Source organism: Micromonospora sp. NPDC049107 (genome assembly GCF_040648595.1).
Classification (GTDB): Bacteria; Actinomycetota; Actinomycetes; order Mycobacteriales; family Micromonosporaceae; genus Micromonospora.
In genome coordinates this window covers 287,985-311,648 of record NZ_JBEZEC010000003.1, presented here as the reverse complement: position 1 = coordinate 311,648, position 23,664 = coordinate 287,985, and the positions used below count along the sequence as shown (strand labels likewise).

Annotated in this window: 21 protein-coding genes; 11 read left to right on the top strand and 10 right to left on the bottom strand. The window is 70.7% G+C overall.

What is annotated here, in order from left to right:
• Positions 1 to 218 precede the first annotated feature (218 nt).
• From AB0B55_RS09765 to AB0B55_RS09750, 4 genes are all read left to right on the top strand, one after another.
• On the top strand, positions 219 to 1,046 hold the full coding sequence (locus AB0B55_RS09765) for an SAM-dependent methyltransferase (protein WP_357120655.1): 828 nt from the start codon (positions 219 to 221) through the stop codon (positions 1,044 to 1,046).
• A gap of 172 nt (positions 1,047 to 1,218) precedes the next feature.
• Positions 1,219 to 1,344, top strand: coding sequence for a hypothetical protein (locus AB0B55_RS09760; RefSeq protein WP_355052917.1), 126 nt, complete (start codon positions 1,219 to 1,221; stop codon positions 1,342 to 1,344).
• Between the two features lie 173 nt (positions 1,345 to 1,517).
• Positions 1,518 to 2,249, top strand: a complete 732-nt coding sequence (locus AB0B55_RS09755; RefSeq protein WP_357171460.1) for an alpha/beta hydrolase — start codon at positions 1,518 to 1,520, stop codon at positions 2,247 to 2,249.
• A 95-nt stretch (positions 2,250 to 2,344) separates the two neighbouring features.
• Positions 2,345 to 3,715 (top strand): glycosyl hydrolase family 18 protein, encoded by a 1,371-nt coding sequence (locus tag AB0B55_RS09750; RefSeq protein ID WP_357171459.1) that lies wholly within the window; start codon positions 2,345 to 2,347, stop codon positions 3,713 to 3,715.
• A gap of 40 nt (positions 3,716 to 3,755) precedes the next feature.
• Here the strand turns inward: AB0B55_RS09750 and AB0B55_RS09745 are convergent, their stop codons facing one another.
• On the bottom strand, positions 3,756 to 4,421 hold the full coding sequence (locus tag AB0B55_RS09745; protein WP_357171458.1) for a TMEM175 family protein: 666 nt from the start codon (positions 4,419 to 4,421) through the stop codon (positions 3,756 to 3,758).
• 148 nt (positions 4,422 to 4,569) lie between these two features.
• A complete protein-coding gene (locus AB0B55_RS09740; protein ID WP_357171457.1) occupies positions 4,570 to 6,885 on the bottom strand; it encodes a tetratricopeptide repeat protein in 2,316 nt (771 codons plus the stop codon).
• 121 nt (positions 6,886 to 7,006) lie between these two features.
• Between AB0B55_RS09740 and AB0B55_RS09735 the strand changes: the two genes are divergently transcribed.
• The gene (locus AB0B55_RS09735; protein WP_357120673.1) at positions 7,007 to 7,609 is read left to right on the top strand and encodes a hypothetical protein; all 603 of its coding nucleotides are present in this window, start codon (positions 7,007 to 7,009) and stop codon (positions 7,607 to 7,609) included.
• 142 nt (positions 7,610 to 7,751) lie between these two features.
• Positions 7,752 to 9,020: a PHB depolymerase family esterase gene (locus AB0B55_RS09730; RefSeq protein ID WP_357171456.1), complete on the top strand. Its 1,269-nt coding sequence runs from the start codon at positions 7,752 to 7,754 to the stop codon at positions 9,018 to 9,020.
• A gap of 15 nt (positions 9,021 to 9,035) precedes the next feature.
• Here the strand turns inward: AB0B55_RS09730 and AB0B55_RS09725 are convergent, their stop codons facing one another.
• Complete coding sequence (locus tag AB0B55_RS09725) at positions 9,036 to 10,223, bottom strand: amidohydrolase family protein (RefSeq protein ID WP_357171455.1); 1,188 nt, start codon at positions 10,221 to 10,223, stop codon at positions 9,036 to 9,038.
• A gap of 411 nt (positions 10,224 to 10,634) precedes the next feature.
• Between AB0B55_RS09725 and AB0B55_RS09720 the strand changes: the two genes are divergently transcribed.
• Positions 10,635 to 12,059 (top strand): APC family permease, encoded by a 1,425-nt coding sequence (locus AB0B55_RS09720; RefSeq protein WP_357120683.1) that lies wholly within the window; start codon positions 10,635 to 10,637, stop codon positions 12,057 to 12,059.
• A 59-nt stretch (positions 12,060 to 12,118) separates the two neighbouring features.
• On the opposite strand, the gene AB0B55_RS09715 is transcribed toward AB0B55_RS09720, so the two are convergent.
• Entirely contained in the window at positions 12,119 to 12,949 is an 831-nt protein-coding gene (locus AB0B55_RS09715) for a hypothetical protein (RefSeq protein WP_357120686.1), read from the bottom strand.
• 6 nt (positions 12,950 to 12,955) lie between these two features.
• Between AB0B55_RS09715 and AB0B55_RS09710 the strand changes: the two genes are divergently transcribed.
• The gene (locus AB0B55_RS09710; RefSeq protein ID WP_357171454.1) at positions 12,956 to 14,494 is read left to right on the top strand and encodes a histidine decarboxylase; all 1,539 of its coding nucleotides are present in this window, start codon (positions 12,956 to 12,958) and stop codon (positions 14,492 to 14,494) included.
• Positions 14,495 to 14,554: 60 nt separating this feature from the next.
• On the opposite strand, the gene AB0B55_RS09705 is transcribed toward AB0B55_RS09710, so the two are convergent.
• The 4 genes from AB0B55_RS09705 to AB0B55_RS09690 form a co-directional block, all read right to left on the bottom strand.
• Positions 14,555 to 15,448, bottom strand: a complete 894-nt coding sequence (locus AB0B55_RS09705) for a serine hydrolase (RefSeq protein ID WP_357120692.1) — start codon at positions 15,446 to 15,448, stop codon at positions 14,555 to 14,557.
• Positions 15,449 to 15,461: 13 nt separating this feature from the next.
• Positions 15,462 to 16,091, bottom strand: coding sequence for a hypothetical protein (locus AB0B55_RS09700; protein ID WP_357171453.1), 630 nt, complete (start codon positions 16,089 to 16,091; stop codon positions 15,462 to 15,464).
• Positions 16,092 to 16,243: 152 nt separating this feature from the next.
• Positions 16,244 to 16,744: a SigE family RNA polymerase sigma factor gene (locus AB0B55_RS09695; protein WP_357120698.1), complete on the bottom strand. Its 501-nt coding sequence runs from the start codon at positions 16,742 to 16,744 to the stop codon at positions 16,244 to 16,246.
• Positions 16,737 to 17,618 (bottom strand): hypothetical protein, encoded by an 882-nt coding sequence (locus tag AB0B55_RS09690; protein WP_357171452.1) that lies wholly within the window; start codon positions 17,616 to 17,618, stop codon positions 16,737 to 16,739. Before AB0B55_RS09690 ends, AB0B55_RS09695 begins: the two co-directional genes overlap by 8 nt.
• A 194-nt stretch (positions 17,619 to 17,812) precedes the next feature.
• Between AB0B55_RS09690 and AB0B55_RS09685 the strand changes: the two genes are divergently transcribed.
• From AB0B55_RS09685 to AB0B55_RS09675, 3 genes are all read left to right on the top strand, one after another.
• Positions 17,813 to 18,490, top strand: coding sequence for a GyrI-like domain-containing protein (locus AB0B55_RS09685; protein ID WP_357120704.1), 678 nt, complete (start codon positions 17,813 to 17,815; stop codon positions 18,488 to 18,490).
• 63 nt (positions 18,491 to 18,553) lie between these two features.
• Complete coding sequence (locus AB0B55_RS09680; RefSeq protein ID WP_357171451.1) at positions 18,554 to 19,333, top strand: hypothetical protein; 780 nt, start codon at positions 18,554 to 18,556, stop codon at positions 19,331 to 19,333.
• A complete protein-coding gene (locus AB0B55_RS09675; protein WP_357120710.1) occupies positions 19,330 to 19,695 on the top strand; it encodes a GntR family transcriptional regulator in 366 nt (121 codons plus the stop codon). The genes AB0B55_RS09680 and AB0B55_RS09675 overlap by 4 nt, the downstream gene beginning before the upstream one ends.
• Before the next feature lie 77 nt (positions 19,696 to 19,772).
• On the opposite strand, the gene AB0B55_RS09670 is transcribed toward AB0B55_RS09675, so the two are convergent.
• Both AB0B55_RS09670 and AB0B55_RS09665 read right to left on the bottom strand, forming a co-directional pair.
• Positions 19,773 to 20,042, bottom strand: a complete 270-nt coding sequence (locus AB0B55_RS09670; protein ID WP_357120713.1) for a hypothetical protein — start codon at positions 20,040 to 20,042, stop codon at positions 19,773 to 19,775.
• Between the two features lie 209 nt (positions 20,043 to 20,251).
• The gene (locus AB0B55_RS09665; protein ID WP_357171450.1) at positions 20,252 to 23,437 is read right to left on the bottom strand and encodes a penicillin acylase family protein; all 3,186 of its coding nucleotides are present in this window, start codon (positions 23,435 to 23,437) and stop codon (positions 20,252 to 20,254) included.
• Positions 23,438 to 23,664 lie beyond the last annotated feature (227 nt).

Sequence of the window (23,664 nt, the reverse complement as noted above, 5' to 3'; positions counted from 1 at the left end):
ACGATGCAGCCGTCATATCGATGATCGCCAACGTATCTCATTACTCGGTCGCCTCTCTTTCGGCGTGTCACCCGGTGCGTGCCCTGGTGGGGAGACGATTCACTGGGAGCGATACCAGCCGGGGCGGAATTCCGCCCGCCCGATCGCTACACTCGCCCCAACGCCGGCACCGTCCACAGTCCTCAGCCTGCGCTGATTCGAATCGAATGGAGACGCCTGTGACCCGCGACAAGGCGGCACCCCCGGGCATCGACCCCCGCATTCCCAGCGTGGCCCGGGTCTACGACTTCTTCTTGGGCGGCAAGGACAACTTCGAGGCGGACCGACAGGTCGCCGAGCACGCCCTGCGGATCACCCCGGACGGGCCGGCAGCCGGCCAGGCGAACCGGGCCTTCCTGCGTCGGGTGATCCGCTTCCTGGTCTCCGAGGCGGGCATCGACCAGTTCCTCGACATCGGATCGGGGCTGCCCACCCAGGGCAACGTGCACGAGGTCGCCACCGAGCAGAACCCGAAGGCTCAGGTGGTCTATGTCGACAACGACCCGATCGTCCTGACGCACGGCCGGGCACTGCTCGCCGCGGACGGCACCGCGACGGTGATCCAGGCGGACATCCGGACACCGCAGGAGATCCTGCGCCACCCGGACGTGCAGCGGTTCCTCGACTTCGATCGGCCGGTCGGGCTGCTCCTCTTCGCGATCCTGCACCACCTGGGCGACGACGAGGATCCGCGCGCGGTGGCGGCGGAGCTGATCGACGCGCTGCCCTCGGGCAGCTACGTGGCGATCTCACACTTCCGCGACCCCGGCGAGCGGGACCCCGAGGGCTCCCGCAAGGCGCGCGAGGTCGAGCGGGTCTTCAACGAGTCGCTGGGCACCGGCCGCTGGCGTACGGACGAGGAGATCCTCTCGTTCGTCGACGGGCTGGAGGTGCTGGAGCCGGGGCTGGTGCCGCTGGCCGAGTGGCGGCCGGCGCCGGGCGCGTCCGCGCCACAGCAGACCGACACCTATCACACCTTCGTCGGGCTGCTCGCCCGCAAACCATAGGCTTCACCCCCGATGCGGTCCGTCGGCGAGAGCACTCGTCGACGGATCCGTCGTGTCGTGCCCGGCCGAGCCCTACCGACCCCCGAGACGGCTCACCCCTAGTTATTGACGACGCAAATTTCCACCGGTAGCTTAAATTTGCATTGATAGTCGTCTATCGAAGGGGGCAGCCGTGCACTGGAAGTCCATCGCCGTTACCGCGTCCGTCGCGGGCGTCCTGGCCACCGCCCCCGGCGACGGGAACTTCTACGTCCCCATGTTCGTGACGAAGGTGACCTGGCAGACGCGCACCTGCTGAGACGCCACCTGTGCGGAGACTCCGACACCGACGCACTCGCCGGGCGGGACGGACACCTCCACGTGCGGTCGAAGCCTCGGCGTTTGCGCCGTCGCCGGGGCCAGCCTGGGGAAGAGTGTCGGGTGAGGCAGCCCTGTGCGCCGACGAATCCGCGTATCGCGTAGGAGACTCCGATGACCGACGGACCCCAGGGCGGTCCCGCCCGCAACGTCGTCCTGGTGCACGGCGCGTACGCCGACGGCTCCTCCTGGTCCGACGTCATCCCGCTCCTCCACCGGGCCGGCCTGACCGTGACCGCCGTGCAGAATCCGCTGACCTCTCTGTCCGACGACGTCGCCGCCACCCGCCGGGCCCTCGACCGCCAGGACGGGGCGACGGTGCTCGTCGGCCACTCCTGGGCCGGTACGGTCATCACCGAGGCCGGGGACCATCCGTCGGTCACCGCCCTGGTGTACGTGGCGGCCCGCGCGCCGGACGCCGGCGAGGACTTCACCGCGCTCGCCGCCCAATTTCCCACGCCGCCGGCGAACGCGGGCCTGGTCCACAACGACGGGTACGCGCAGCTCAGCGAGAGCGCCTTCCTCGAAGACTTCGCCGGCGGCGTCGGCGAGGCCCGTGCGCGTGCCCTCTACGCCGTTCAGGGTCCGATCGCCGACGACCTGTTCAAGGCCCGTACGACAACGGCGGCCTGGCGGGACAAACCCTGCTACTACTCCATCTCGCGGCAGGACCGTACGACCGCACCCGAGCTCGAGCAGTTCCTGGCCGAGCGGATGAACGCGACGACGATCGAGGTCGACTCGTCGCACCTCGCCATGGTCACCCACCCGGAGGCGATAGCCGACCTCATCATCATGGCCACCCACGGCACCCGGAGCCCGGCACCGAACAGCACCGCCCGGTGACGTTCCACAGGTTATCCGTAAACAACCCTTGATATTAAACGTCACGAACGTCAATATGTGGAGGTCGCGGGTCGCCGAAGCCTGGGGAGTGAGCCATGAGAAGCCGTCGCATCGTCGCAGCGCTGGCCGGGGCGGCGATGTCCGTCGCGGCCGCCGTCGCCTTCGTCCCCAGCAGCATGGCCGCCGTGTCCTCGGGCAACGCCGTCGCGATGGTCGCCTGCACCGCACCCGCCTGGGCCGAGGGCACCACCTACCAGGTGGGCGCACAGGTCACCTACGGCGGCCGGCTCTACCAGGCTCTGGTCACCCACACCGCGTACGTCGGCGCCGGTTGGAACCCCGCTTCGACCCCGTCGCTCTGGCGTGACCTGGGAGCCTGCTCGGGAAGCACTCCCCCACCCAGCACGCCACCGCCGACGACCGCGCCACCCACCACGCCGCCCCCGACCACCGCTCCCCCGACCACGGCTCCCCCCACCACGGCTCCCCCCACCACGCCGCCGCCGACCGGCGGAACCTGTGGGGTGAAGTCCCGGCCGACCGGCAAGGTGTTGCAGGGCTACTGGGAGAACTGGGACGGCGCGTCCAACGGCGTACACCCCGGGCTCGGCTGGATCCCGATCACCGACAGCCGGCTCCCACAGCACGGCTACAACGTGATCAACGCAGCGTTCCCGGTGATCCGCGCGGACGGCACGGTCCTCTGGGAGAACGGCATGGACGCCGGCGTCAAGGTGGCGACCCCCGCCGAGATGTGCCAGGCCAAGGCGGCCGGCGCCACGATCCTGATGTCGATCGGCGGTGCCGCCGCCGGCATCGACCTGAGCTCCACCGCGGTCGCCGACCGGTTCATCGCGACGATCGTGCCGATCCTGACGAACTACCACTTCGACGGCATCGACATCGACATCGAGACCGGCCTCACCGGTAGCGGCAACATCAACACCCTGTCGACGTCGCAGGCCAACCTGATCCGGATCATCGACGGCGTGCTGGCCCGAATGCCGTCGAACTTCGGCCTGACCATGGCGCCGGAGACCGCGTACGTCACCGGCGGCAGCGTGGTCTACGGCTCGATCTGGGGCTCGTACCTGCCGATCATCAAGAAGTACGTCGACAACGGCCGGCTCTGGTGGCTCAACATGCAGTACTACAACGGCAGCATGTACGGCTGCTCGGGCGACTCGTACCCGGCTGGCACCGTGCAGGGCTTCACCGTGCAGACGCAGTGCCTGAACAACGGCCTCACCATCGGGGGAATCACCATCCGGGTGCCGTACGACAAGCAGGTCCCGGGCCTGCCCGCGCAGATCGGGGCGGGCGGTGGCTACCTGTCGACGTCGTTGGTCACGCAGGCCTGGAACTCCGTGCCCGGCCTCAAGGGCCTGATGACCTGGTCGGCGAACTGGGACGGCTCGAAGGGATGGACCTTCGGCGACAACGTGAAGCGCCTGCAGGGTCGCTGAGGCCCGCGCCGGCCCGCCCCGAGCCTGCGACAGGACAGGTTCAGGGCGGGCCGTCCGCGGCCTGGGCCCGGGTCCGTCTGATGCTGGCGATCTCACCGTTGATCGGTAGCCAGTAGAAGGGAATGAACGCCGCGACCGCGATCAGGCCGGCGATCGGGTGGACGACGCACAGGGCGGTTCCGACAGCGATCCAGACGGGGGCCACCCGGAAACGCCTGCTGATCGCTCGGGCGGTGGCCTCGTCGGTGGTGGACGTCAACAGACGGTGACCGCTGCTGGCGTACTGCCAGATGACGTTGAAGAGGATGGAGGCGGCCCCGTAGACGATGCCGTAGAAGACGAGCGCGGCCCGCTTGCCGGGCCCCTCCTCGAAGGCACGGGCCAGCACCGACGAGACGAACGGCAGGAACGCGATCACCATCAGCAGCAGGGTGTTCAGCAGTAGCAGCAGGCGGTCGGCGGAGCGGATGTGATCGAACATGACGTGGTGGTTCACCCAGATCTGGCCGAGCAGCAGAAAGGTGACGCCGTAGGCCAGGTAGGACGGCCACAGGTCGAGCAATCCGCGCATGAGGTGTTCGGTGTCCTCGGGCGGCTTGATCTCCAGGACGAGAAGGGTGATGGCGATCGCCATGACGGCGTCGCTGAAGGTGACCACCCGGCTCGGGTCACGTTCCGCTCCGAACGGCCTCCGGGATCTGGTCACCCCGTTCGAGGTGGCACCGCGGGAGGTCCGGATCCTACGCATCAGCCTCCCCCACCCGTACCCGGCTGCCGCCGGAGCGCTGCCGGGAATCCCCGCCGCGCAAGGAGCTAAACCGGCACCCGCGCCGTCGTCTGGTCGGCGCGGACGCCTACCGGGCCCGCAACCTGGCGCGGACGGCTGCGGCGTCCGGGTGGTCCAGGGCCGTGAAGATGTCCAGTGCCCGCTGCCAGTCGGCTCGGGCGGAGGCGGGGTCGCCGAGTGCGAGGCGGGTGTCGCCCAGCCGGCTCAGAGTGTCCGCCTCGCCCCAGAGGTCGCCGAGATCCCGGGTCAGGTCGAGCGTGCGCTCGTAACACTCCACGGCCCGGCCGAACTGGCCGAGGTGGTGGTGTGCGTACCCGAGGCTGTCCCAGGTCGCCGCCTCGCCCGCCCGGTCGTCGAGTTGCTGGAGCAGGTCGAGCGCCTGCTCGCAGTAGGCAAGCGCCGCGAGGTGTTCGCCGATCTGCGCGTGGCACCAGCCGACGGCGTTGAGCGCGTCGGCCTGGGCCCTGCGGTGGCCGGCGGCGCGGGCCAGGACCAAAGTCCGCCTTGAGTGCTCGAGCGCCTTGCGGGGCTCGCCCTGACGGTCCCAGAGCGAGGCGAGGTTCTGGTGCGTACGCGCCTCGCCCCCGGTGTCACCACCGGCCACGTACAGGTCGAGGGCGCGTTCGAGGTGGCTGTGCGCGTCGGCGTACCGGTTGACCACGGTGTGCGCGCCGGCGAGGAAGCGGTGCGCGACCGCCTGGGCGACCGGGTCGCCGAGACGTTCGGCGGCGAGCAGGGCCGCCCGGCAGGTCTCGACCCGGTCGTGCCAGTGCCCCTGCCGGTCCAGGAACGTGTCGAGGGCCCGACCCAACCGCCAGGTGTGGGCGTCGTAGCCGGCGCTCGCGGCGAAGCGGAGCGCGGCGAGCAGCACAGGATGTTCGGCGGTCAACCAGTGCAGCGCCTCCGCGTGCGAGGCGGGCCGTTCCGGACGCACACCGGCCGCCGCCGGGGCCATGAGGTGGTCGACCGGATCGCTGTGCGGGCGCAGCAGGGCGTCGGCGGCGTGGGTGGTGTGGGTGTAGTGGTCGAGGAGCCGGATCGTGGCGGCCCTGCGGTCGGGCACGGAGTCGGTGCCGTCGCTGAGTTCGGCCGCGTACGCGCGCAGGAGGTCGTGCGCGGTGAACCGGCCGGGCCGGTACTCGGCCAGCAGGTTCGCCCGGGTCAGTTCGGTCAGCAGCAGTCGGGTGTCGTCCACCGCGCGACCGGCCAGGCTCGCCGCGGCGGCCACCGTGATGTCCGGGCCGGGGTGCAGGCCCACCAGCCGGAACAGCCCGGCGGCCGGTGCGCTGAGCGCGGTGTACGACCAGGAGAACACCGCCCTTACCTCGCCGACCGCGTCACCCGCGTTGAGTACGCCGAACCGTTGACCGGCCGTGCCCAGCTCGGCCGCGAGGGTGGCCAGCGGAAAGCCGGACTGCTGGGCCCGGGCAGCGGCGATGTTCAGCGCCAGCGGCAGCCGGGCACACGCGGCGATGATCGCCTCGGCGGCGTCCGGCTCGGCGGCCACCCGTTCCACGCCGAGCCGACGGGTGAGCAGCTGAGCGGACGCGTCGCGGCTGAGCAGGCCGAGCGGGAGCGGGTGCGCGCCGTCCAGGCTGACCAGCGAGGTGAGCTGGCTGCGGCTCGTCACCAGCACCATGGTGGTGGGCGTGCCGGGTAGCAGCGGGCGGACCTGTTGGGCGTCCCGGGCGTTGTCCAGCACGATGAGGATCCGCTTGCCGGCGAGCGCGCTGCGGTACAGGGCGGCCTGGGCGTCGAGGTCGGCGGGCACCCGGGTGGCCGGAACGCCGAGCGCGTCCAGGAAGCCGTGCAGCGCCTTCGCCGCGCTCACCGCCTGCCCGCGCGGGTCGAAGCCGCGCAGGTTGACGTAGAGCTGACCGTCGTCGAAGCGATCGGCGACGCGATGCGCCCAGTGCACGGCCAGGGCGGTCTTGCCCACGCCCGCGGTTCCCGAGATCGCGGCCACCACGACGGAGGTGGGCGCGGCGACGAGCTTGTCGAGGAGGGCCACCTCGTCGTCGCGGCCGGCGAGGCTGGCCACGTCGGCGGGCAGTTGCCGGGGTACCAGCCGGCCGGGCGTACGCGGCGTGCGGCGGCGGTTCTCCTCGACGCGGTCCCGGGCGGTGGCCAACGCGCCCTGCTCGGCTGGCGTCGCGCCGAGCAGCCGGACCAGCGCGTCGAGCCGGTCGGTGGGCGGCAGCGTCTTCCCGGTCAGGTACTCCGCGATGGCGGTGTGCGACCAGCCGGTGCGGGCGGCCAGCTCCCGATAGGTCAGCTCGCCGTCGCCGTGTTGGCGTGCGTACCTGCGTCGCAACGCCCGCAACAGGCCGGCGAGGTCGTCGGACGTCTGCGCCCCCGCGGCATCCAGTGCCCTGCCCCCCACCGTCGACAATCGACGTTCGTCAGTGTACGGCGGTGTACGGAATTCCGGCCAGAGCCCGATCGGATCCGCGATCCTGCTCGTGCGCGGAGCACAGCGCACCGATCCGATCGATGGAGGTCACGTGTCCGTACACCTCAAGCCTCTGGCCCTGGCCCTGACCGTGCTCGCGGCGACGCTCGCCGTTCCGGCGGCGGCCGCGTCGGCGGCGACGCCCGACACGGCCATCTGCACGACGAAGAAGGCCTGCGCCGACGGCGGTCTCGCCGCGGCGTCGACGCACCGGGCGGCCCGCGCCATCGGCGGCGTCGGGGCCAACGTGATTCCGGTTACCCCGCCGGCCGCCTTCCCGCCGGGCACCCCCTGCTATCGCGAGGAGGTCTCCGAGCAGGTCTACGAGACCGCCACCTACTCCACCATCTACGAGCTGTACTTCCAGGCGAGCGTCTGCCTGTTCGCCACGGAGATCGTGCTGTACAACCTGGACACCTCGCTCTCCTTCCCCAACGACGTGCAGGACCCGCGACTGACCTCGATGCAGTTCGTGACGCGGGACGAGGTGTACGCCCACAGCCCGACCGAGAAGGACGGGTACTCCGAGCTGTGGGTGACCTTCTGCACCAACCCGGCGCAGCCGAACACCTGCCAGCGCTACCTGCACCGACTGGGGCTGATCTTCACCCAGGCCTGGGTGTACCCGTTCTCCGTGTTCGAGCGTCTGAGCTGACCGTCCGTCCGTGACCGATCAGGGCGCCCTCCGGGATTCCCGGCCCCGGGCGCCCTGGCCGCGCGTCCGCGTCGGTTGCCGATGGATTTCCACGCCGTTACGGTGGGGTGCCATCGACGTTTGTCTACAAACGGGGGGCCGTATGTCCATGCCTGTCACTCGCCGTACCGTGCTGGCCGGTGCGGCCGGCGCCGCTCTCGGTCTCACCCTGCCGGGCGCCGCCGCCCAGGCCGACGACCGGCACCACGAGGTCGGCGTGGGCTTCACCCTCGACGCGCGGACGCTCGACGGTGGTGAGCAGGTCACCTCGGTCACCCTCGACACCCGTCGGCTCGGCCCGATCGACCCGGCGGGGCTCACCCCGGACACGTTCACCGTGCACGCCAAGGCCACCAGCCCGCTCCCGATCGCTCCCGGCGATCTGATCTTCAGCGAGTACGACCTGGACCGCACGGTGACCGCGGCCCGGCTCGACCGGCACGGAAACATCGTCCTGGAGCTGAGCCACGCCGAGGGTCAACCCGGCGGCGGCACCCTCGGCTACATCCTGAGCAAGGGCCGCAACGTCCGACTGGACCTCGTCTACACCATCGCGCAGAACACGCCGCTCGCGCGCCGCCACGGCTCCCCCCTCACCATCACGCGCTTCGTGCAGGGGCGACTGTCGAACCCCGAGGTGGACGCCTTCACCCACCACGTTTCGGGGTCGGGCCTCAAGTACCGGCTGTACTCCCCGGCACATTCGCCCCGCCACGGCCGACGGCCGCTGATCCTCTGGCTGCACGGCGCCGGCGAGGGCGCCTCCCTCCCCGACGACTACTACGACAACGAGACCACGCTGCGCGCCAACCGCGGTGCGCTGGGTTTCGCCACCCCGCAGGCCCAACGGATCTTCTCCGGCGCGTACGTCGTGGCTCCGCAGAGCACCTCCTACTGGATGGAGGACGGGCCCCGGTTCGCACCGCTGATCCGCGAGATCGTCCAGGATCTCGTGCGTCGCGAGCGCGTCGACCCCGACCGGATCTACGTGGTCGGTTGCAGCAACGGCGGCTACATGTCCCTGGAGATGACCGTCACGTATCCCGATCTGTTCGCCGCGTCGGTGCCGATCTGCGGCGTCGTCGAGCCGCTCGGCGGGCAGGGCCCGCCGCTGGTCACGGACGCGGAGCTGGCGGCGATCCGGACGCCGACCTGGCTGGTCACCTCGCTCGACGACGACACCGTGCCGCCGGAGACCAACACGATCCACGCGCACGACCTCATCCGAGGATCGCTGGTCACCCTGTACGACCACGTCGTCTGGGACGGCTACCAGTTCCCCGGTCACTGGTCCTGGATCTACGTGGCCCGCAACGACCCCAGCCACCACGGCACCCACATCTGGCAGTGGATGGCCGGCCGCAGTCGGTGATCCACCCCGCAGAGGTCAGCCCACCTGAACACCTGCCCGGTACACGGCGAGCGGGTGGCGCAGCACCCCGATGTCGCTCGTCGGGTCACCGTCGACGATCAACAGGTCGGCCTCGAATCCGGGCCGGACGCGGCCCTTACCGCCGCCCACGCCACACACCTGCGCACCGATCGCGGTGGCCGCGGCGAGGGCGGCGGTGGGGGGAATGCCGCAGGCCACGTACTCGACGAGTGTCTCCGGCAGGATCCCGTGCGGTTTCGCGGGGCCGAGGCCCGCGTCCGAACCGGCCACCAGATGGACCCCGGCCCGGTAGAGCGTGGCGGCACCGGCACGTAGCGCGGCGGCGCTGAGCCCGGCCCGCTCCGCCATCGCCACCACCTCCGGCGGCGTCACCACGGCCGGATCGGTGCCGAGCGTGGCGCAGACCGCCGGTCCGGACGCGGCCAGGCGGGCCGCGAGTTCGTCGGGGACGCGGGCCCCGGCCGCGGTCACGCAGGTGCAGTGCTCGATGCCGTCCACCCCGACGCGGAGCGCCTGCTCGACCGCGAGCAGGGCGTGCGCGTGCGCGGTCACCGGCAGGTCCAGGTCGTGCGCCTGCGCAACGGCGGCGGTCATCTCCTGATCGGTGAACTGCAATCCACTGGTGTCCGTGCCAGGGGTGAAGACCCCGCCGCTGGCCATGATCTTGATCAGGTCCGCGCCGGCTGCCGCTCGCAGCCGCACGGCCTCTCGCACACCGTCGACACCGCTCGCCTCACCCCCCAGCGCCCAGCAGTGTCCGCCAACGCTGGTGATGGGCGTACCCGACGCCACCACCGTCGGCAGGTCGTCGCGTACTCCCCGAGCCCGCCATCGGAGCACCGCGTCGCGTCGGTCGCCCAGGTCCCGTACCGTCGTGACGCCGGCCGCCAGGTGCGCGCGCAGTGACGCCTCGATGACCGCGTCGAGATCCGCCTCGGCGCGCTCGGCGAGTCGACCGAGCGCGTCCGGCCCGGCGTCGGCGCACAGGTGCACGTGTGCGTCGACCAAACCAGGCAACACTGTCCCGTCTCGCGCCTCGCGTACCGGCCAGCCCACCGGCGCGTCGATCCAGCCCCGGTGCACGTCGGCGATGCGCCCGCCCTCGATGAGGACCAGCACCCCACCATCGGTGAGCCGCTCGCCGTCGAACATCCGGGCAGCCCGGACAGCCTGCTTCGTCATCGTCACCCCATCCGCACGACCGCGGCCATCACCCCCGCCGCGGCGCCTCGTGTCCTCCGGCGAACCACCGGCCGTGACCCGACCATCGCACCGGTGACGGGTGTCCAGCCTCCCTCAGCGGGGTGATCCTTCCTCCCTCTTCCGAGGCGGTTAACGATCAACACGGCCGATTGTCCACACAGGACGCGAGGCGGGTCGTCCCGAATCTTCGTTGCGCTTCCCGGGGCGCTCAAATTCTGCGACCCGCTGCTCCCAGTAACGGCGAGATCACCTGTAAGGTCATCGAGTCCCGTCCCTGACCTATCGCCTAGAACCTGGGGAGGTTCAGTTATGGTCACGCCTTCGGTGACCCCCCTGACGGTGTCCGCCGAGCGGGGACTGGCACGCAAAACTCTGCGAACGAGTTCTCTGGTGACGTTCGGCGCGACCGCGTCGTCTCCCATGGCCGTTCTCGTCGGCGGTATCGTCGCGACCTATGCGGCGACCGGCAATACCGGTGTGGCCTCCAGTTTCCTGCTCCTGACGGTCGTGATGCTCCTGTGGGCACCGGGGTACATCGCCATCGCCCGTTACGTGCAGCCCAGTGGAATCTTCTACACCGCCCTCGCCGCCGGCCTGTCCCGGCTCGTCGGGGTCGCGGGCGCGCCGGTCGTGCTCCTGGCCTACAACACCATTCAGATCTCGTTGTACGGGCTGCTCGGGTCGGTGATCAGCGGGCTGGTCGGCGGACCGTGGTGGGTCGGCGCGCTCCTCGCGTGGGCCATCGTCGCGGCGTTCGGTCTGCAACGCACCGGCGTCAGCACCGCCATGTTCGGCACCATCCTGATCGTCGAGATCACGTTGCTGCTGGTGTTCGTGCTGGTCGGCCTGGCTCACCCGGTGGGCGGTCAACTGACCTTCGCGGCGTTGAACCCGGCGCAACTGTTCGACACCGGGGTGGTGGCCGGGCTCGCGGTCCTTCCCCTCGGCTTCGCCGCGTTCTTCGGCACCGAGACCATCGCCGCGTACGGTGCGGAGGCGCGCACCCCACGGGCGGTGTCGCGCAGCATCATCTACGTGATCCTGGGCCTGGGCCTGCTCTACGCGCTGTGCGCGTGGGCAATGGTGGCAACGGTGGGCGCCGACCGGGTCGTCGACCTGGCCCGCGACCCGGCGGCGCCGCTGCCGTTCGAGGTCTTCTCGGGCTCCCGCGCCGGTAGCGCCGGCGTCCTGCTGGTGGCGCTGGGTGGCCTGCTGCTGGTCAGCAGCGTCCTCGCGGCGATGATCAGCTTCCACAACAGCGTGGCGAGATACCTGTTCGCGCTCGGCAAGGACCGGCTGTTGCCCGCTCGCCTGGCGGCCATCCGCGAGGGTGGGTCGGGCGCGCCGCTGGGCGGCTCGATCACCCAGTCGATCACCGCTCTGATCGTCATCCTGCTGTTCGTGGTGAGCGGCGCCGAGGCGTTGACCATGTTCACCTGGCTGAGCAACATCGCCGCGGTCAGCCTGATGCTCTTGATGACGGTGAGTTCACTCGCCACCGTCCGTTACTTCGCCCGGGGCGGCGGACGCAGCGAGTCGCTGTGGGCGCGGGCGATCGCTCCCACCCTCGGTGGTATCGCGATCGCGGTGATCCTGCTGGTCACGCTGGTCAACATCAGCGCCGCGCTCGGCACGCCACCCGGTTCCCACACCGCCTGGCTGGTGCCCGGAACGGTCGGCGTCTTCGTCGTCATCGGCGTGCTGTGGGCGATCAGCGTTCGGGCCCGCCGCCCGGACCTGCTCACCGGCATCGGGGAACGGGAGACCAACCCGACGCGGCAGGTCGACGAGGACCTGGGTCACCTCACGCTCTGAGCCGCGTCCACACGATGAAGCAGGCGGCGCCGCCGAAGCGGCGCCGCCTGCTTCAGGTTCTAGGCTGTCGCGCCCCTGGTCGGGCTGATCCGCTGCGCGCCGAGGTGCACCAGCGTCGCCAACTGGGCGATCCCCGTCCAGATCGGAGCGTCGCCCGAGTAGCTCTGCAACGGACGCCACGACTCGTAGAGCGGCGTGGTGGACTGGATCAGCGGTCTCTCCCACGGATCGGTGGGCCGGTCGACGACGATCCGCGTCTCTTCGGGATCCATCATCTGGATGTAGAAGCGGCCGGGAATGCGGTCCTCACCCTCCACCCGGCGCATCGTCTGCTCCCAGGTGCCGAGCGGACCGTCGAGCGAGCTGACCGCGAGCCCGATGAACGTCGACTCGGCGGTGATCCGCTCGTCGACCCGGTTGCACATCTGCGGGGGCTGACGCGGATCCAAACCTCCGTTATCGAGGTAGTGTCGCGCCGTCTGCGCGAGGTCGTACAGCAGCCTGGGCAGGTGTGAGACGTCCTCGCCGGCCTTGTCGAGACGCGTCGCCGCGCCCACCTCGAAGACCGATCGATCCGCTGTGGACCCGATGACCGGCACCGCGTAGAGGAAGGCGAAGCCGTAGGGGCACAGCGGGTTGCGCCGGCGCTGCGCCCACGCGTGCCGGCCGTGCATCGTGTTCATCAACCCGACCCGGCTCAACGCGGACGATCGCAACGACGCCCAGATCCGCCGCGTCTCCGGATCGCTGACCGGGGGCGCGGTCGGCGACTCGCGCGTGGTCGGCGACGGCTCCACCGGTGGCGGCGCGTACGCGGACGGCGTGGGCTGCCAGGGGACCGGCGGCTGCTGCTCGACGGCGGGCGACGGTATCGCGGTCGTGGGCGCCACCCAACCGTGGCGTCCAACCGCCGGCGCCGGCTCCGGAGGGATGGACGGCTGGCTGCCCGAGTGCTGGTCCCAGGGGACCGCTGCCGTCCTTCCGGCACTCGCCGCCGCTCTCCAATCGTCGGCGCTCCTCTCAAAAGGATTCGAGCGCGTTCCCGGCCTGTCGTACGCCACGGTGTCAGTCCCTCCAAAGACGTCGCCACAGCCTCTCATCGCACACACACCGCGATCAACCATGCACCGCCAGTCGGCTTGATCGCGATTCGGAGACTGTTGCCTGTACGTCGGCGTCATGGTCCACTCTTCGCTGAGTCGCCTATCAACGGAGAGCCCGTGACCTCCCCCACAAGCGTTCCCGACGACCTTTCCCTCACCGCTGAGATCGAGCAGTTACGAGCCGCTCTGTCAGCGCGCAGGTCGATCGGCTTCCCGGCCGCGGTGGATATCGACTATGGACCCGTGACCTCCCTGTTCGGACTGTTGATCAATAATGTCGGTGACCCGGATACCGACCCCGACACCGTTCACACGAAGGCCTACGAGCGCAGGGTCATCGACTGGCACGCGAACCTCTTCGGCGCCCCCGCCGACGATCGGTGGGGATATCTGACCAGTGGTGGCACGGAGGCCAACCAGGCGGCCATCCTGCTCGCCCGGGACCGGTTCGCCGGCGCGAGTCCCGTCCTCTACTACAGCCAGGCGACCCACGACTGGATCCGCAAGACCGCCAGCATGCTCAACCTCCCCGAGGTCGTCATCCGCACCGACGTCACCGGTGAGATCGACTACGACGATCTGCGCGGCGAGTTGGCCCGGCGCAGGGACCGGCCCGCCATCGTCGTGGCCAACGCCGGCACGACCGTGACGGAGGCGGTGGACGACCCAGCCCGTGTTCGTCGCGCCCTGTCCGAGCTGGCGATCCGCAACGCTCACCTGCACGTCGACGGAGCACTCGCCGGTGTGCCGTTGGCCCTGCTGCCGGACCGGCCGGTGGCCATCGACCTTGGCGGCGTGGTCGACTCCGTGGCCATCTCCTGCCACAAGTTCTACGGGACCACCATCCCGGGCGGTCTGGTGGTCACCCGCCGCTCGCTGCAACGGGCAGCGCGACGGATCTCCTACACCGCCACGACCGACAGCACCATCAGTGGCTCGCGCTGCGGCCAACTCGCCGTCCAGATGTGGTACGCGCTGCGACTGCTCGGCGAGGACGGGCACCGTGAACGCGCCGAGCGCGCACGCGAAACGGCTCGTTTCGCCCACTCCCTGCTGGCCAGCGTCGGCTGGCCCGCCTGGCGCAACGTCCACGCCTTCACTGTCTACTTCACGACACCGCCACCGCCGATCTCCCGCCGCTACGGCCTGTCGAACGCCGACGGCGGCATCAGCCACCTGATCTGCATGCCGGGCGTCACCCGCCAACAGATCGAGGCGCTCGCGGCCGACATCGCGACCGTCCGGGGCACCGAACAGCCCAGCCCGAGCCGCGGCGTCCGGCGACTCGTGCCGGTCGCGCACCTGCCCCTGGCGGCCGCCGATCGGCCCTGATCGGCGGCCACCGCCCGAACGCCAGCCGTGCGGCGGGACGCCCGGGGGCGACGGCCCACCCTACGAAGGGCCGTCGCCCGCGGTGGCGGCGCGCATCTCCTTGAGGACGAACTTCGCCGCCTTCTCCACCACGCTGACGCCCGCCTCCTGGCTGACGTGATGGTCGGAGAGCACGGCGATCAGCCAGTCGTGACGGGCCTCGACGATCCGTCCGATGCTGTTGACGAGCCAGCGACCGCTGTCGACGTCCACGGTGTCCCAGCCGTTCTTGACGTACACGGAATTGCCCGGCTCACGCGCGGCGGTGACTCCCCACCGCTGCTCGGGGATCACCTTCTTCATGAGGCCCATGACGAAGGTACGGTCCTGCGGCGTCAGCGGGCCCTTCGACGACGTCAGCGCCGTCAGCAGACGGATCTGGTCGGCGGCCGTGGTCGTGGTCGTCCCCCAGTGCTTGTTGGCTTTGGTCTCCAGCAGACCGAGTGTGCGGTTCGCGGCCGTGAGGCCGCGCGAGCCGTCGATCTTCTGCCACAGGGCCACCGCGGCGTCGTTGTCACTGGACACGATCATGGCTTCGGCCAGCCGTCTGGTCTCCGAGCTCAGGGCCTTACCGGGCGGGTTCTGGCGCAGCAGCAGCGCCGCGAGGATATTGACCTTGACGATGCTGGCGGTCTCGAAGCGGGTGGCGCCGGCCGTCACCGCGGCCGTACTCTGTCGATCCACTGCCGCGACCGCGAGATGGCCGTCGTACCGGTCGACGTAGGCCTCGATACGTGCCCGCGCCGGTTTCAGCCGGTCGACGGCCGGCGTCGTCGGAACCGGACTGGCCGGCGAACGACCGGGTGACGCGTCGCCCCCGCCGCCGTCGCGGACGTGCGTCGTGCCGTAGGCGGCCGTCGCGACGCCGGCGAGGGACACGGTGACCGCGGAGACAACCCAGCGGCGTGGCAGCATCCGACCTCCCCGCTCAGCCAAGACGGGCCACCGCCTTCGCCGCGATCGTATCCACCGCAGCCTGGTCGCCCAAGTCGGGCAGGCTGATAGTCGAGACCGTCTCGTCCCGTTTCACCATGACGAAGTACCTAGCGGTAGTTGGGGTGTCGGCATGTGCGATGCGGCCCCTGACGAGCAGACCGGCACCGCCCAGATAGTGCGGGTCGATGATGTCGAACGAGACCCGTGATCCGTTAATCAGGTAGCTCGCGCACCGTCGGAGGACCGTACGGACGTCGTCGACACTGCGCTCGGCCCATCCGGGCTCGTACGTCTCCACGATGTGGTGGGCCGGCGACGAGCCGTCCGGCAGCCGGTAGTAGCGCTCCACGGCAGCCCGTCGGTGCGACTTCGCGGTGTAGTCGCTGCTCTGGTAGTCGGGGCAGTCGTCCTGCTCCCACGGCCAGGGTGGCAGACCGGGCCGCGCGTCGTCCGCACGCCAACCCGCACCCAGGTCGCCCGCTCCCAGCAGCATGCTCAGGCCACTCCGTTCGACGTTCACGGTCGGTGGCTTCTCGGGGCCGTCACCCGGCCCCGACCGCTGACACCCCGCGACCAGCACCACCAACGCCGACAGGACCAGCGGCACGACCAAAGCCGGCACCCGGACCCTGCCGCGAACCCGGCCCCGGCAGGTCCTGCTGCTCGACACGGACACCGAACCTCCCACACACAGATGACTGCCATCGCAGGTCGCGGCGTCGCCGAGGGTGCGCGGTGGCACCCCCGTCGCCGCCACCGGACAGACCCGGCCGATCAATGCCGCTCCTCGGCGAACAACTCGGAACGGGTCTCGCCGAGCAACTCGCGCAGCCGGCTGAGGGAGCGCATGCTCTGGCTCTTCACGACGGCCGTGGAGACGCCCACGACCTCGGCGGTCGTCTCCACGCTCAGGTCGTCCCAGTAGCGCAGGACGATGATCGCCCGATCGCGCAGTGGCAGGGTGGCGACCGCGTCGAGCAACGTCATGCGCAGCTCAGCCGGATGCTCCTCGCCCTGGTCGGGCGGCGTCGACATCGCCAACTCGGTGCTGGAGCGACGCCGCTGCTGATCGATCACGCAGCGCAGCAGTACCTTGCGGGCGTACGCGTAGAGGTCGTCGGCCCGTCGGACCCGCCCCCAGTTGGCGTACATCTTCGCCAGCGCGGTCTGGGTGAGGTCCTGGGCGAGATGCCAGTCGCGGCACATCAGGAACGCGGCGTCGCGCAGGCGGCCCACGGCCGCCTGCGCGAATTCCACGAAGTCTTCGTCAGCCATTCGACCTGGCCAGGGTGGGGAACCTCTTGGCGCCGCTCCGGACGTACTCGGCCGGAATTCTCGTCCCCCAGCTCGGATTGGCGGCGATCGCGATTGCCTCATCCACGGACAGAACGGCGGGCGCGGGCGAACTCCCCTTGCCATCCCAGGCCAGACAGGTGGAGAGCAGCACGTCGATCTGCAGGCCGTCCCGGTGATACACCGTGATCATCTTGTCCTGCACGCAGTTGCCGGGCACCTCGGTCAGCTCCACCGTCCCCGGAACCGGATCGCCGCCGAGGTCGTCCTGGTAGACGGAGAGCCGCACCATGCCGGGTCCGTCGCCCCGATCCAGGAAGGTCTGGACGTACGGCATGCCGGGGCCCGCCCCGCTGCTTCCCAAGCTCGCCTGACCGCTGGTCTCGCCCTTGGGTAGGAGCCGCATCAACAACTCCAGGGCGCCCTGCGGTGTGGTCGTCAGCAGTGGACCGTCCGGCCCCGCGCCGATCCGCACGTTGTCGATCACCGTGGTGGTGGGAGCCGCCGACGTGGCCACTCCCGGGGCCTCGGCTGCGCCCGCCACGGACCCGCCACCCGGGGCGCTGTCGGAAGTCTGCGCCCGGGACGGCGTCGGGCTGTCGACCGGCCCACCCGGCGAACCGACGCCCCACGTCTCGGACTGACCCACCTGGTCGGCGCCGCCGGTGAGCGGCCCGGCCGCCAGGCCGATCACGAGCAGCATCGCCAACGCGGATCCGCCCGCGCCGAACTGCGCCAGCCGACGCCGGCGGCGTAGTCGTCGACCCTGCACCACCGACTGCTCAACCAGGTCACCGAGCGGCGGGGCGACGTGTCGGGCCAGTTCGTCCCTGAAGCGCCCACGTAGGTCCCCCACGTCCCTTACCCCTCCTTGGCCGACCGCCGGCCGTGACCATCCGTCACCCTAAAGACGGGCCGACGGACCATTTTGGTCTCGCTTTTCCGGCACCAATTTCGGTCGCCAGTGGTGAGGTGGGTCGCACTTTCTCCACGTGGTCAGGCACTTCCGGAGAGTTACATCCCGCTCTCGAATCCCTGCAGAATGACCGGATGACCGAGGAGACCAACGGCAAAGTCGATTTCAAGAAGTCCCTTGACGCTTACCGAGCGCAACGAGGCCGCTTCCGGATCATCGACGTGCCCGACATGCGGTACCTGATGACCGACGGTCACGGCGACCCCAACACCTCACCCGCTCTGGCCGACGCGATCGCGGCGCTCTACCCGGTGGCGTACCGACTGAAGTTCGCCAGCAAGCGGGACCTCGGGCGCGACTACGTCGTCCCGCCGCTCGAAGGTCTGTGGTGGGCCGAGGACATGGAGTCGTTCACCACGGCACGGGACAAGTCACGGTGGAGCTGGACGCTGATGCTCATGGTCCCCGGCTGGATCGACCAGTCCCGCTTCGCCACCGCTGTCGAGCAGGCCGGCGCGAAGCGCCGACCGACGCGACTCGACGACGTCCGCCTTCAGACGCTACGAGAGGGGCGGTGCGTCCAGACACTGCACGTCGGTTCCTTCGACGACGAGGCGGCCGTGCTCAGGCAACTGCACCACGGATTCATCCCCCGTGAAGGGCTTCGCATGGCGGGTCGGCACCACGAGATCTACCTCAGCGACTTCCGCAGGACCGCCCCCGACAAGCAGCGGACCATCCTCCGGCAGCCGGTCACCGTCAACGCCCGGACGGCCGCCGGGCCAGGCGGCGCGATGCGCGACGGGGGTTGACATTGGTGCAGGTTATGTCTCATCTTGTTGAGACAAGGCTTGCGACGTATCGGGGTGGATGTCATGCGCGAAGCGGATCATGCGGAAGCCGGACGGTGGCTCAGCCGCCACGGCCTGACCGACGTCGGGCCGACGCCGCTGCTCGCGACGCGACTGGCGGTACGGCGGCACGCGAAGCTCGTCGACAGCGTCCTGTTGGCCGCGTTCCTGATCGGCGCCGCGCTGACGCACGTGCTGGGCCGACTCGACGACGACACGTTCTCCTGGCCACCGCTGCTGGTGCTCGCGGCGCTGGTGGTCGTACTGCTGACGGGGCAGTGGCTGCTCGGCTGGTGGGTACGGCGGGTCGACCGGACGGCCGGCGCGCGACTGTCCCGTCGGGTGGCCCATCCGGTCGAGCTCGGCTGGCCGGTGGTGCTCGGTCGGCCGCACGCCGCCTTCGCGGTCGCCACGTTCAGCGGCGCGGCGCTCCTCGCCGTGAGCGTGCTGCCCGTGCCGGACCCCGGCCTGCGGTACGGAGCGGCCGTCGTGCTGATCGGCCTCACCGGCGTCGGGGCTGGCATCGTCATGCAGCTACGCCAGATCCTGACGACCCCGGCCGTGGCCGAGGACGAGGGGTCGCTCACCGCCGACGTCATCATGCGGGTCGAGGACGCCCGCCACCTCGTCACCCCGAGCCTCGTGTGGTCGCTGCCGGCCATCTTCCTGTACGGGGATTCGCTCGGCTGGTGGAACGCCGTCTCACTGGCGCTCGTGCTGGCGGGCGTCTGCGCGCTCGGCCTGATCGAGGGCCGGACCACGGACGTCGGGACGACGGCGCGGCGTGCCATGGCGCTGCGATGATCGTCATCGACGCGGCCTCACCGACGCCGCCGTACGAGCAGCTCCGGGCCCAACTCGCAAGGCAGATCCAGGGCCGCACGCTCGCCGTCGGCACCAGACTGCCGACGATCCGCCGGCTCGCGGCCGACCTTGGTCTCGCCGTGAACACCGTCGGACGGGCCTACCGGGAGCTGGAGGACGCCGGGCTCATCGAAACCCACGGACGGGCCGGCTCGTACGTGTCGGCCGGCGGTGAGCGGTCCCTCGAACAGGCCCGCCGCGCCGCCCGCGACTACGCGGCCGTCATCGCCCGCGTCGGCATCGATGCCGCCGAGGCGATCCGAATCGTCGAAGCGGCACTGGGCCAGGCCGCGAGGCCATGACGTGCCGGGCGGATCGGGCGTGCCGGTGCGGACGGGAGCACGCGCCCGAGGCTCCTCCCGCGCACCGCCGCGGCGGGCTACTGCTCGGCAGCGGGTCGGCTGTGCACCACCAGCTCGCCGATCTCCAACCGGCCGACGCGCAGCTCCCGCACGACCGCGCGGCGGACAGCCAGCCGACCGATGACCAGCGCCCCGACTGCCACTGCTCCGACAGCCAGCGCCCCCAGCGCCAGGGCGCCGAGCGACGCCGCCCCCGCCGCCCGCGCGCCGGTGGCCACCGCGCCCGTCGCCACCGCGCCGTCGATGCGCGTTCCGGTCAACCGCTTCAGCCGAGTCTCTCGCTTCATCGCTCCATTGTCCGCGTACCTCCGGCCGAACGGTGCCCGCACACCGCGGGTGTCACCCAGAGCACCGCTCCTCGCCCGGCGAACGGGACCGTCGCCCGTCGCCACCAGGGTCGGCCGATGATTGCGTACGAGACCGCCACCGGTCACCCGGGCACCGCGCTCAGGGCGGAAGGGGCCGGCGAACGGTTCGCCGGCCCCTCCCGGTCGGGTCACCGTCCGTACAGCTCGAATTCGTGCAGCGAGAATCCGTACGAGGTGGCCCGCTTGACGCCGTACACCCGCACGTAGCGGGCCGTGACCGGAGCGAAGGTGGCGTTGTCGACGCCGCCGTTGCCGGCGGTGGTGGCGAACACCGGCGTCCAGGAGCTGCCGTCGCCGGAGACCTCGATCCGATACGAGGTGCCGTAGGCCGACTCCCAGCGCAGCACCGCCCGGCTGACGGTGCGGGCCGCGCCGAGGTCGACGCGGAGCCACTGGTTGTCGTTGTAGCTGCTGGCCCACCGGCTGCTCAGGCTGCCGTCGACCGCCTTGTCCGGGGTGTAGCTGGTGAGGAACTGGGTGCTCGACGCGGTCGCCGGGCGGCCCTGGGCCAGGTTGGTGACGTCGTCACCCCGGCGGGCGGGGAACGAGACGACCTGCTGGTAGGTGGGACGGTTCTGCCAGGCGATCACCGGGTGGGTGATGCCGCCGAGCCCGGAGTGTGCGATCGAGTCCGCGCACCACTGGTCACCGGCGCCGCAGGACTTGTCGCCGGGATAGACCGTGGTGGCCGGCAGCGCGGCGGCCTGGCCGAGCGCGTCCAACAGGGACTGTCGGCACGCGCCGAGGTTGCCGTTGCCGCAGTACGAGCGACCCGGCCCGCCGGCGACGGGGTCGCCGAGCACGGTACGCAGGTCCTTGTCGACGTAGCCCCACCAGCCGTGCTGGAACGACGAGCCCTTGTGCGCCTGACCTTGCGACGCCCAGCTCGCGGTGCCGTCACGCCCGCCGTTCTGGCCGCCCGACGGCGCCTCGTTGACCTCGATGGCGTCGACCAGCGCGGCGTAGAGGTCCGGACCGAGGCCGGGCCGGAACTCGGCCGAGGCCAGCAGCGGCCACCAGGCGTCGAAGATCCGGATCGCGTCGGCGTGCTGGTAGACCTTGGAGCCGGGGGCTGTCTCGACCCGGCGGGTGCCCGCCTGCTGCCAGGCGCGCAGCTTGCCCACCGCGTCGACCAGCGCCGGGTCGGTGACCGGCGTGCTGTCCAGCACCCGCAACAGCTCGCCGAGGACCTGCTGGCCGCGCAGGTCGGTCACCGCCGCGTCCGCCATGATCTTGACGACGTCGGCGCGGCCGAGCTTGCGCTGGGAGATCGCCGTCCGCACCGGGCCGTCGAGCAACTGACCCCGGTGTACGGAGCCGAAGCTGAAGTTGCCGTCGGCCGCCCCGAAGTCCCGCGCCTGCTTGTTGTTCCAACTCACGTAGTAGTCCTGGTTGACCGACTGCGGGTGGGCCGACGCCGGCGCGTACGTGGCGTCGTTGGTGTCGGGATTCCAGCCGGCCCACTCGTACGCCGGCTCGGCCTTCGACGGGAGGTTCGGGTCGGTGCCGGACGACCGGACCGGGTTCGAGCCGGAGTTGAAGTACGCCGCCTCGGTCGAGTTGACGTAGAACCAGTTGAACGCGTACCCGACGCTGGCGGCGGAGCCCTGGAAGGCCGCCGCGCTGCCCATCGCCGCCGGGTCGTTGAAGGCCTGGAAACCGATCGCCGAGTCGGCCTCGTGCCGGTAGGTGGAGCGCAGCTTGGTGAACGCGGTCGGTTGCCCGTCCACCAGTCCCCGGTAGGAGACCAACCCGTACTTGGTGCGCAGCGCGCGCAACGTGTACGAGCCCGCGGGGGTGGAGTCCGCCAGCGTGGGCGACCAGGAGTTGCGCTGCTCCAACGCCTCCATCGCGAGACACTGCCCGTGGTAGAGGTAGCGGTTGGACCGCAGCGTCGGCGCGGTGCCGTCGGTGGTGCACAGCGGCACCGCGTACGTGTCGGTGAGGTCCTGCGAGGCCGAGGTGGCGCTCCACGCGTAGTCCTGGCCGCGACCGAGCAGCACGTAGAGGTTCAACCCGGCGAACGCGGCCCCTCGCGCGCTGATGCCCGGCCCCTGCAACTCCTGAAGCATGAGCAGCTGCGGTGCGAAGTAGCCGGTCTGCGGACCGAACACGGCGACCGGATTACCGGTGGTGGTGTGCCGTCCGGAGACCACGACAGCGTTGGACATGCCGTGCGCGCGCAGGTTCGCCAGCCCGCCGATCAGCTCCTTGGTAGCGGCGCTCGCGCCGGTGCGGGAGGCGGCCCCGCCGCTGGCGTCGTGGGCGAGCGGCTCGGCGACCACGGTCCCGGCGTCGGGGAGCACCGCGCTGGTCGCGCCCGGAGGCGTCCCCCCGTACGGGAAACTCTGCCCGTCGTGCAGGGTGAGCACGGTCTCCGGGTCGTTCTGCGACCGGAACGCCGCCCAGATCCGGTCGCCCTCGGTCGCGCCGTACTTGGCGCGGGCGGCCACCCGGACCAGGGCGGACTGGATCTCACTGCCGCCACCCCCGCCGAACAGGCCACCGATCACGCCGGCGGTGGCGATCAGGTCGGTCATGGTGAAGTGCCTCGGCTTGCCCGCGCCGGCGAGCACGTACTCACCCGGGTAGTTGTCGTCGGCGATCGACTTGTCGATGTAGGCGTTGATGCCGGCGATATAGTCCACCACGTCGGTGTAGAGCTGCTGGCCCCGGGCGCCCTTGGTGCGCAGCGCGTCCACCTGGGCCTGGAGGTCCGCCTCGGTGTACGGGGAGTTGGCCCAGACGCTCTGCTCCAGCTCCCGGTTGCCGGGCGCGCCGCCGGCGAACGAGCTGACGTTCCCGCGGCCGACGTGCCGCAGCAGGTCCATCACCCAGAGCCGATCCTGCGCTCCGGCGTAGCCGGCGCCGAACATCGTGCCGCCGCGGGTGGTGCCGGTGACGTGCGGGACGCCGGTGGCCTTGTCCCGCACGATGGTCACGTCCCCGCGCGGCGAGACGGTGCTCTCGACCTGTGCGGCCGGCACGCCGAACGAGGCGTCGTTGTAGAACTGGGCGATCTGCTCGTCGGTCAGCCCGGCGTAGTTGTAGACGAGGTTCGCGTACTCGTCGAGCTGGTCGCTGGAGTGCGCGGGGCGGGTGCCGAGCGCCTGGTGCGCCAGGATGGCGACGAGCGTGGCGTTGCCGTTCTGTCCGGGGGGCAGGATGTCGGAGCACTGGCCGAGGCAGTAGTCGTTGGCGGCGAACGTGGTGGCGGCCAGCGCCGGTGACGGCGGGGTCACCGTCAGGACGCTCGCGGTGAGGGTGGCGGCGGTGAACGCCGCGAGCCGGGTGCGGAGTGCGGGACGGGGCATGGCGATCCTCCGGGGACGCGGAGTCGGGCCTTCGGTGCGCCCGGCTTCCGGTGCCGACGTCTCGCCCTCCGTGCCGGGCGCGCCACCCGGAGGTGAGAATGACTCACATCGATACCGGGCAATGATCGGCGCTGAACCGTCGTTAGGGATACCCGTCGTTCACCACGCGCGAATGCCGACGTTTCGCCAGCGGCCAATGGTCGTGCGGACCGCAGGTTCGCCGGCCC

Coding starts and splice junctions, on each gene's coding strand:
- AB0B55_RS09675 (WP_357120710.1), top strand. CDS start 19,330: ATGATCGTCATCGACGCGGCCTCACCGACGCCGCCGTACGAGCAGCTC.
- AB0B55_RS09670 (WP_357120713.1), bottom strand. CDS start 20,042: ATGAAGCGAGAGACTCGGCTGAAGCGGTTGACCGGAACGCGCATCGAC.
- AB0B55_RS09680 (WP_357171451.1), top strand. CDS start 18,554: ATGCGCGAAGCGGATCATGCGGAAGCCGGACGGTGGCTCAGCCGCCAC.
- AB0B55_RS09705 (WP_357120692.1), bottom strand. CDS start 15,448: ATGCTGCCACGCCGCTGGGTTGTCTCCGCGGTCACCGTGTCCCTCGCC.
- AB0B55_RS09685 (WP_357120704.1), top strand. CDS start 17,813: ATGACCGAGGAGACCAACGGCAAAGTCGATTTCAAGAAGTCCCTTGAC.
- AB0B55_RS09725 (WP_357171455.1), bottom strand. CDS start 10,223: ATGACGAAGCAGGCTGTCCGGGCTGCCCGGATGTTCGACGGCGAGCGG.
- AB0B55_RS09755 (WP_357171460.1), top strand. CDS start 1,518: ATGACCGACGGACCCCAGGGCGGTCCCGCCCGCAACGTCGTCCTGGTG.
- AB0B55_RS09750 (WP_357171459.1), top strand. CDS start 2,345: ATGAGAAGCCGTCGCATCGTCGCAGCGCTGGCCGGGGCGGCGATGTCC.
- AB0B55_RS09665 (WP_357171450.1), bottom strand. CDS start 23,437: ATGCCCCGTCCCGCACTCCGCACCCGGCTCGCGGCGTTCACCGCCGCC.
- AB0B55_RS09695 (WP_357120698.1), bottom strand. CDS start 16,744: ATGGCTGACGAAGACTTCGTGGAATTCGCGCAGGCGGCCGTGGGCCGC.
- AB0B55_RS09730 (WP_357171456.1), top strand. CDS start 7,752: ATGTCCATGCCTGTCACTCGCCGTACCGTGCTGGCCGGTGCGGCCGGC.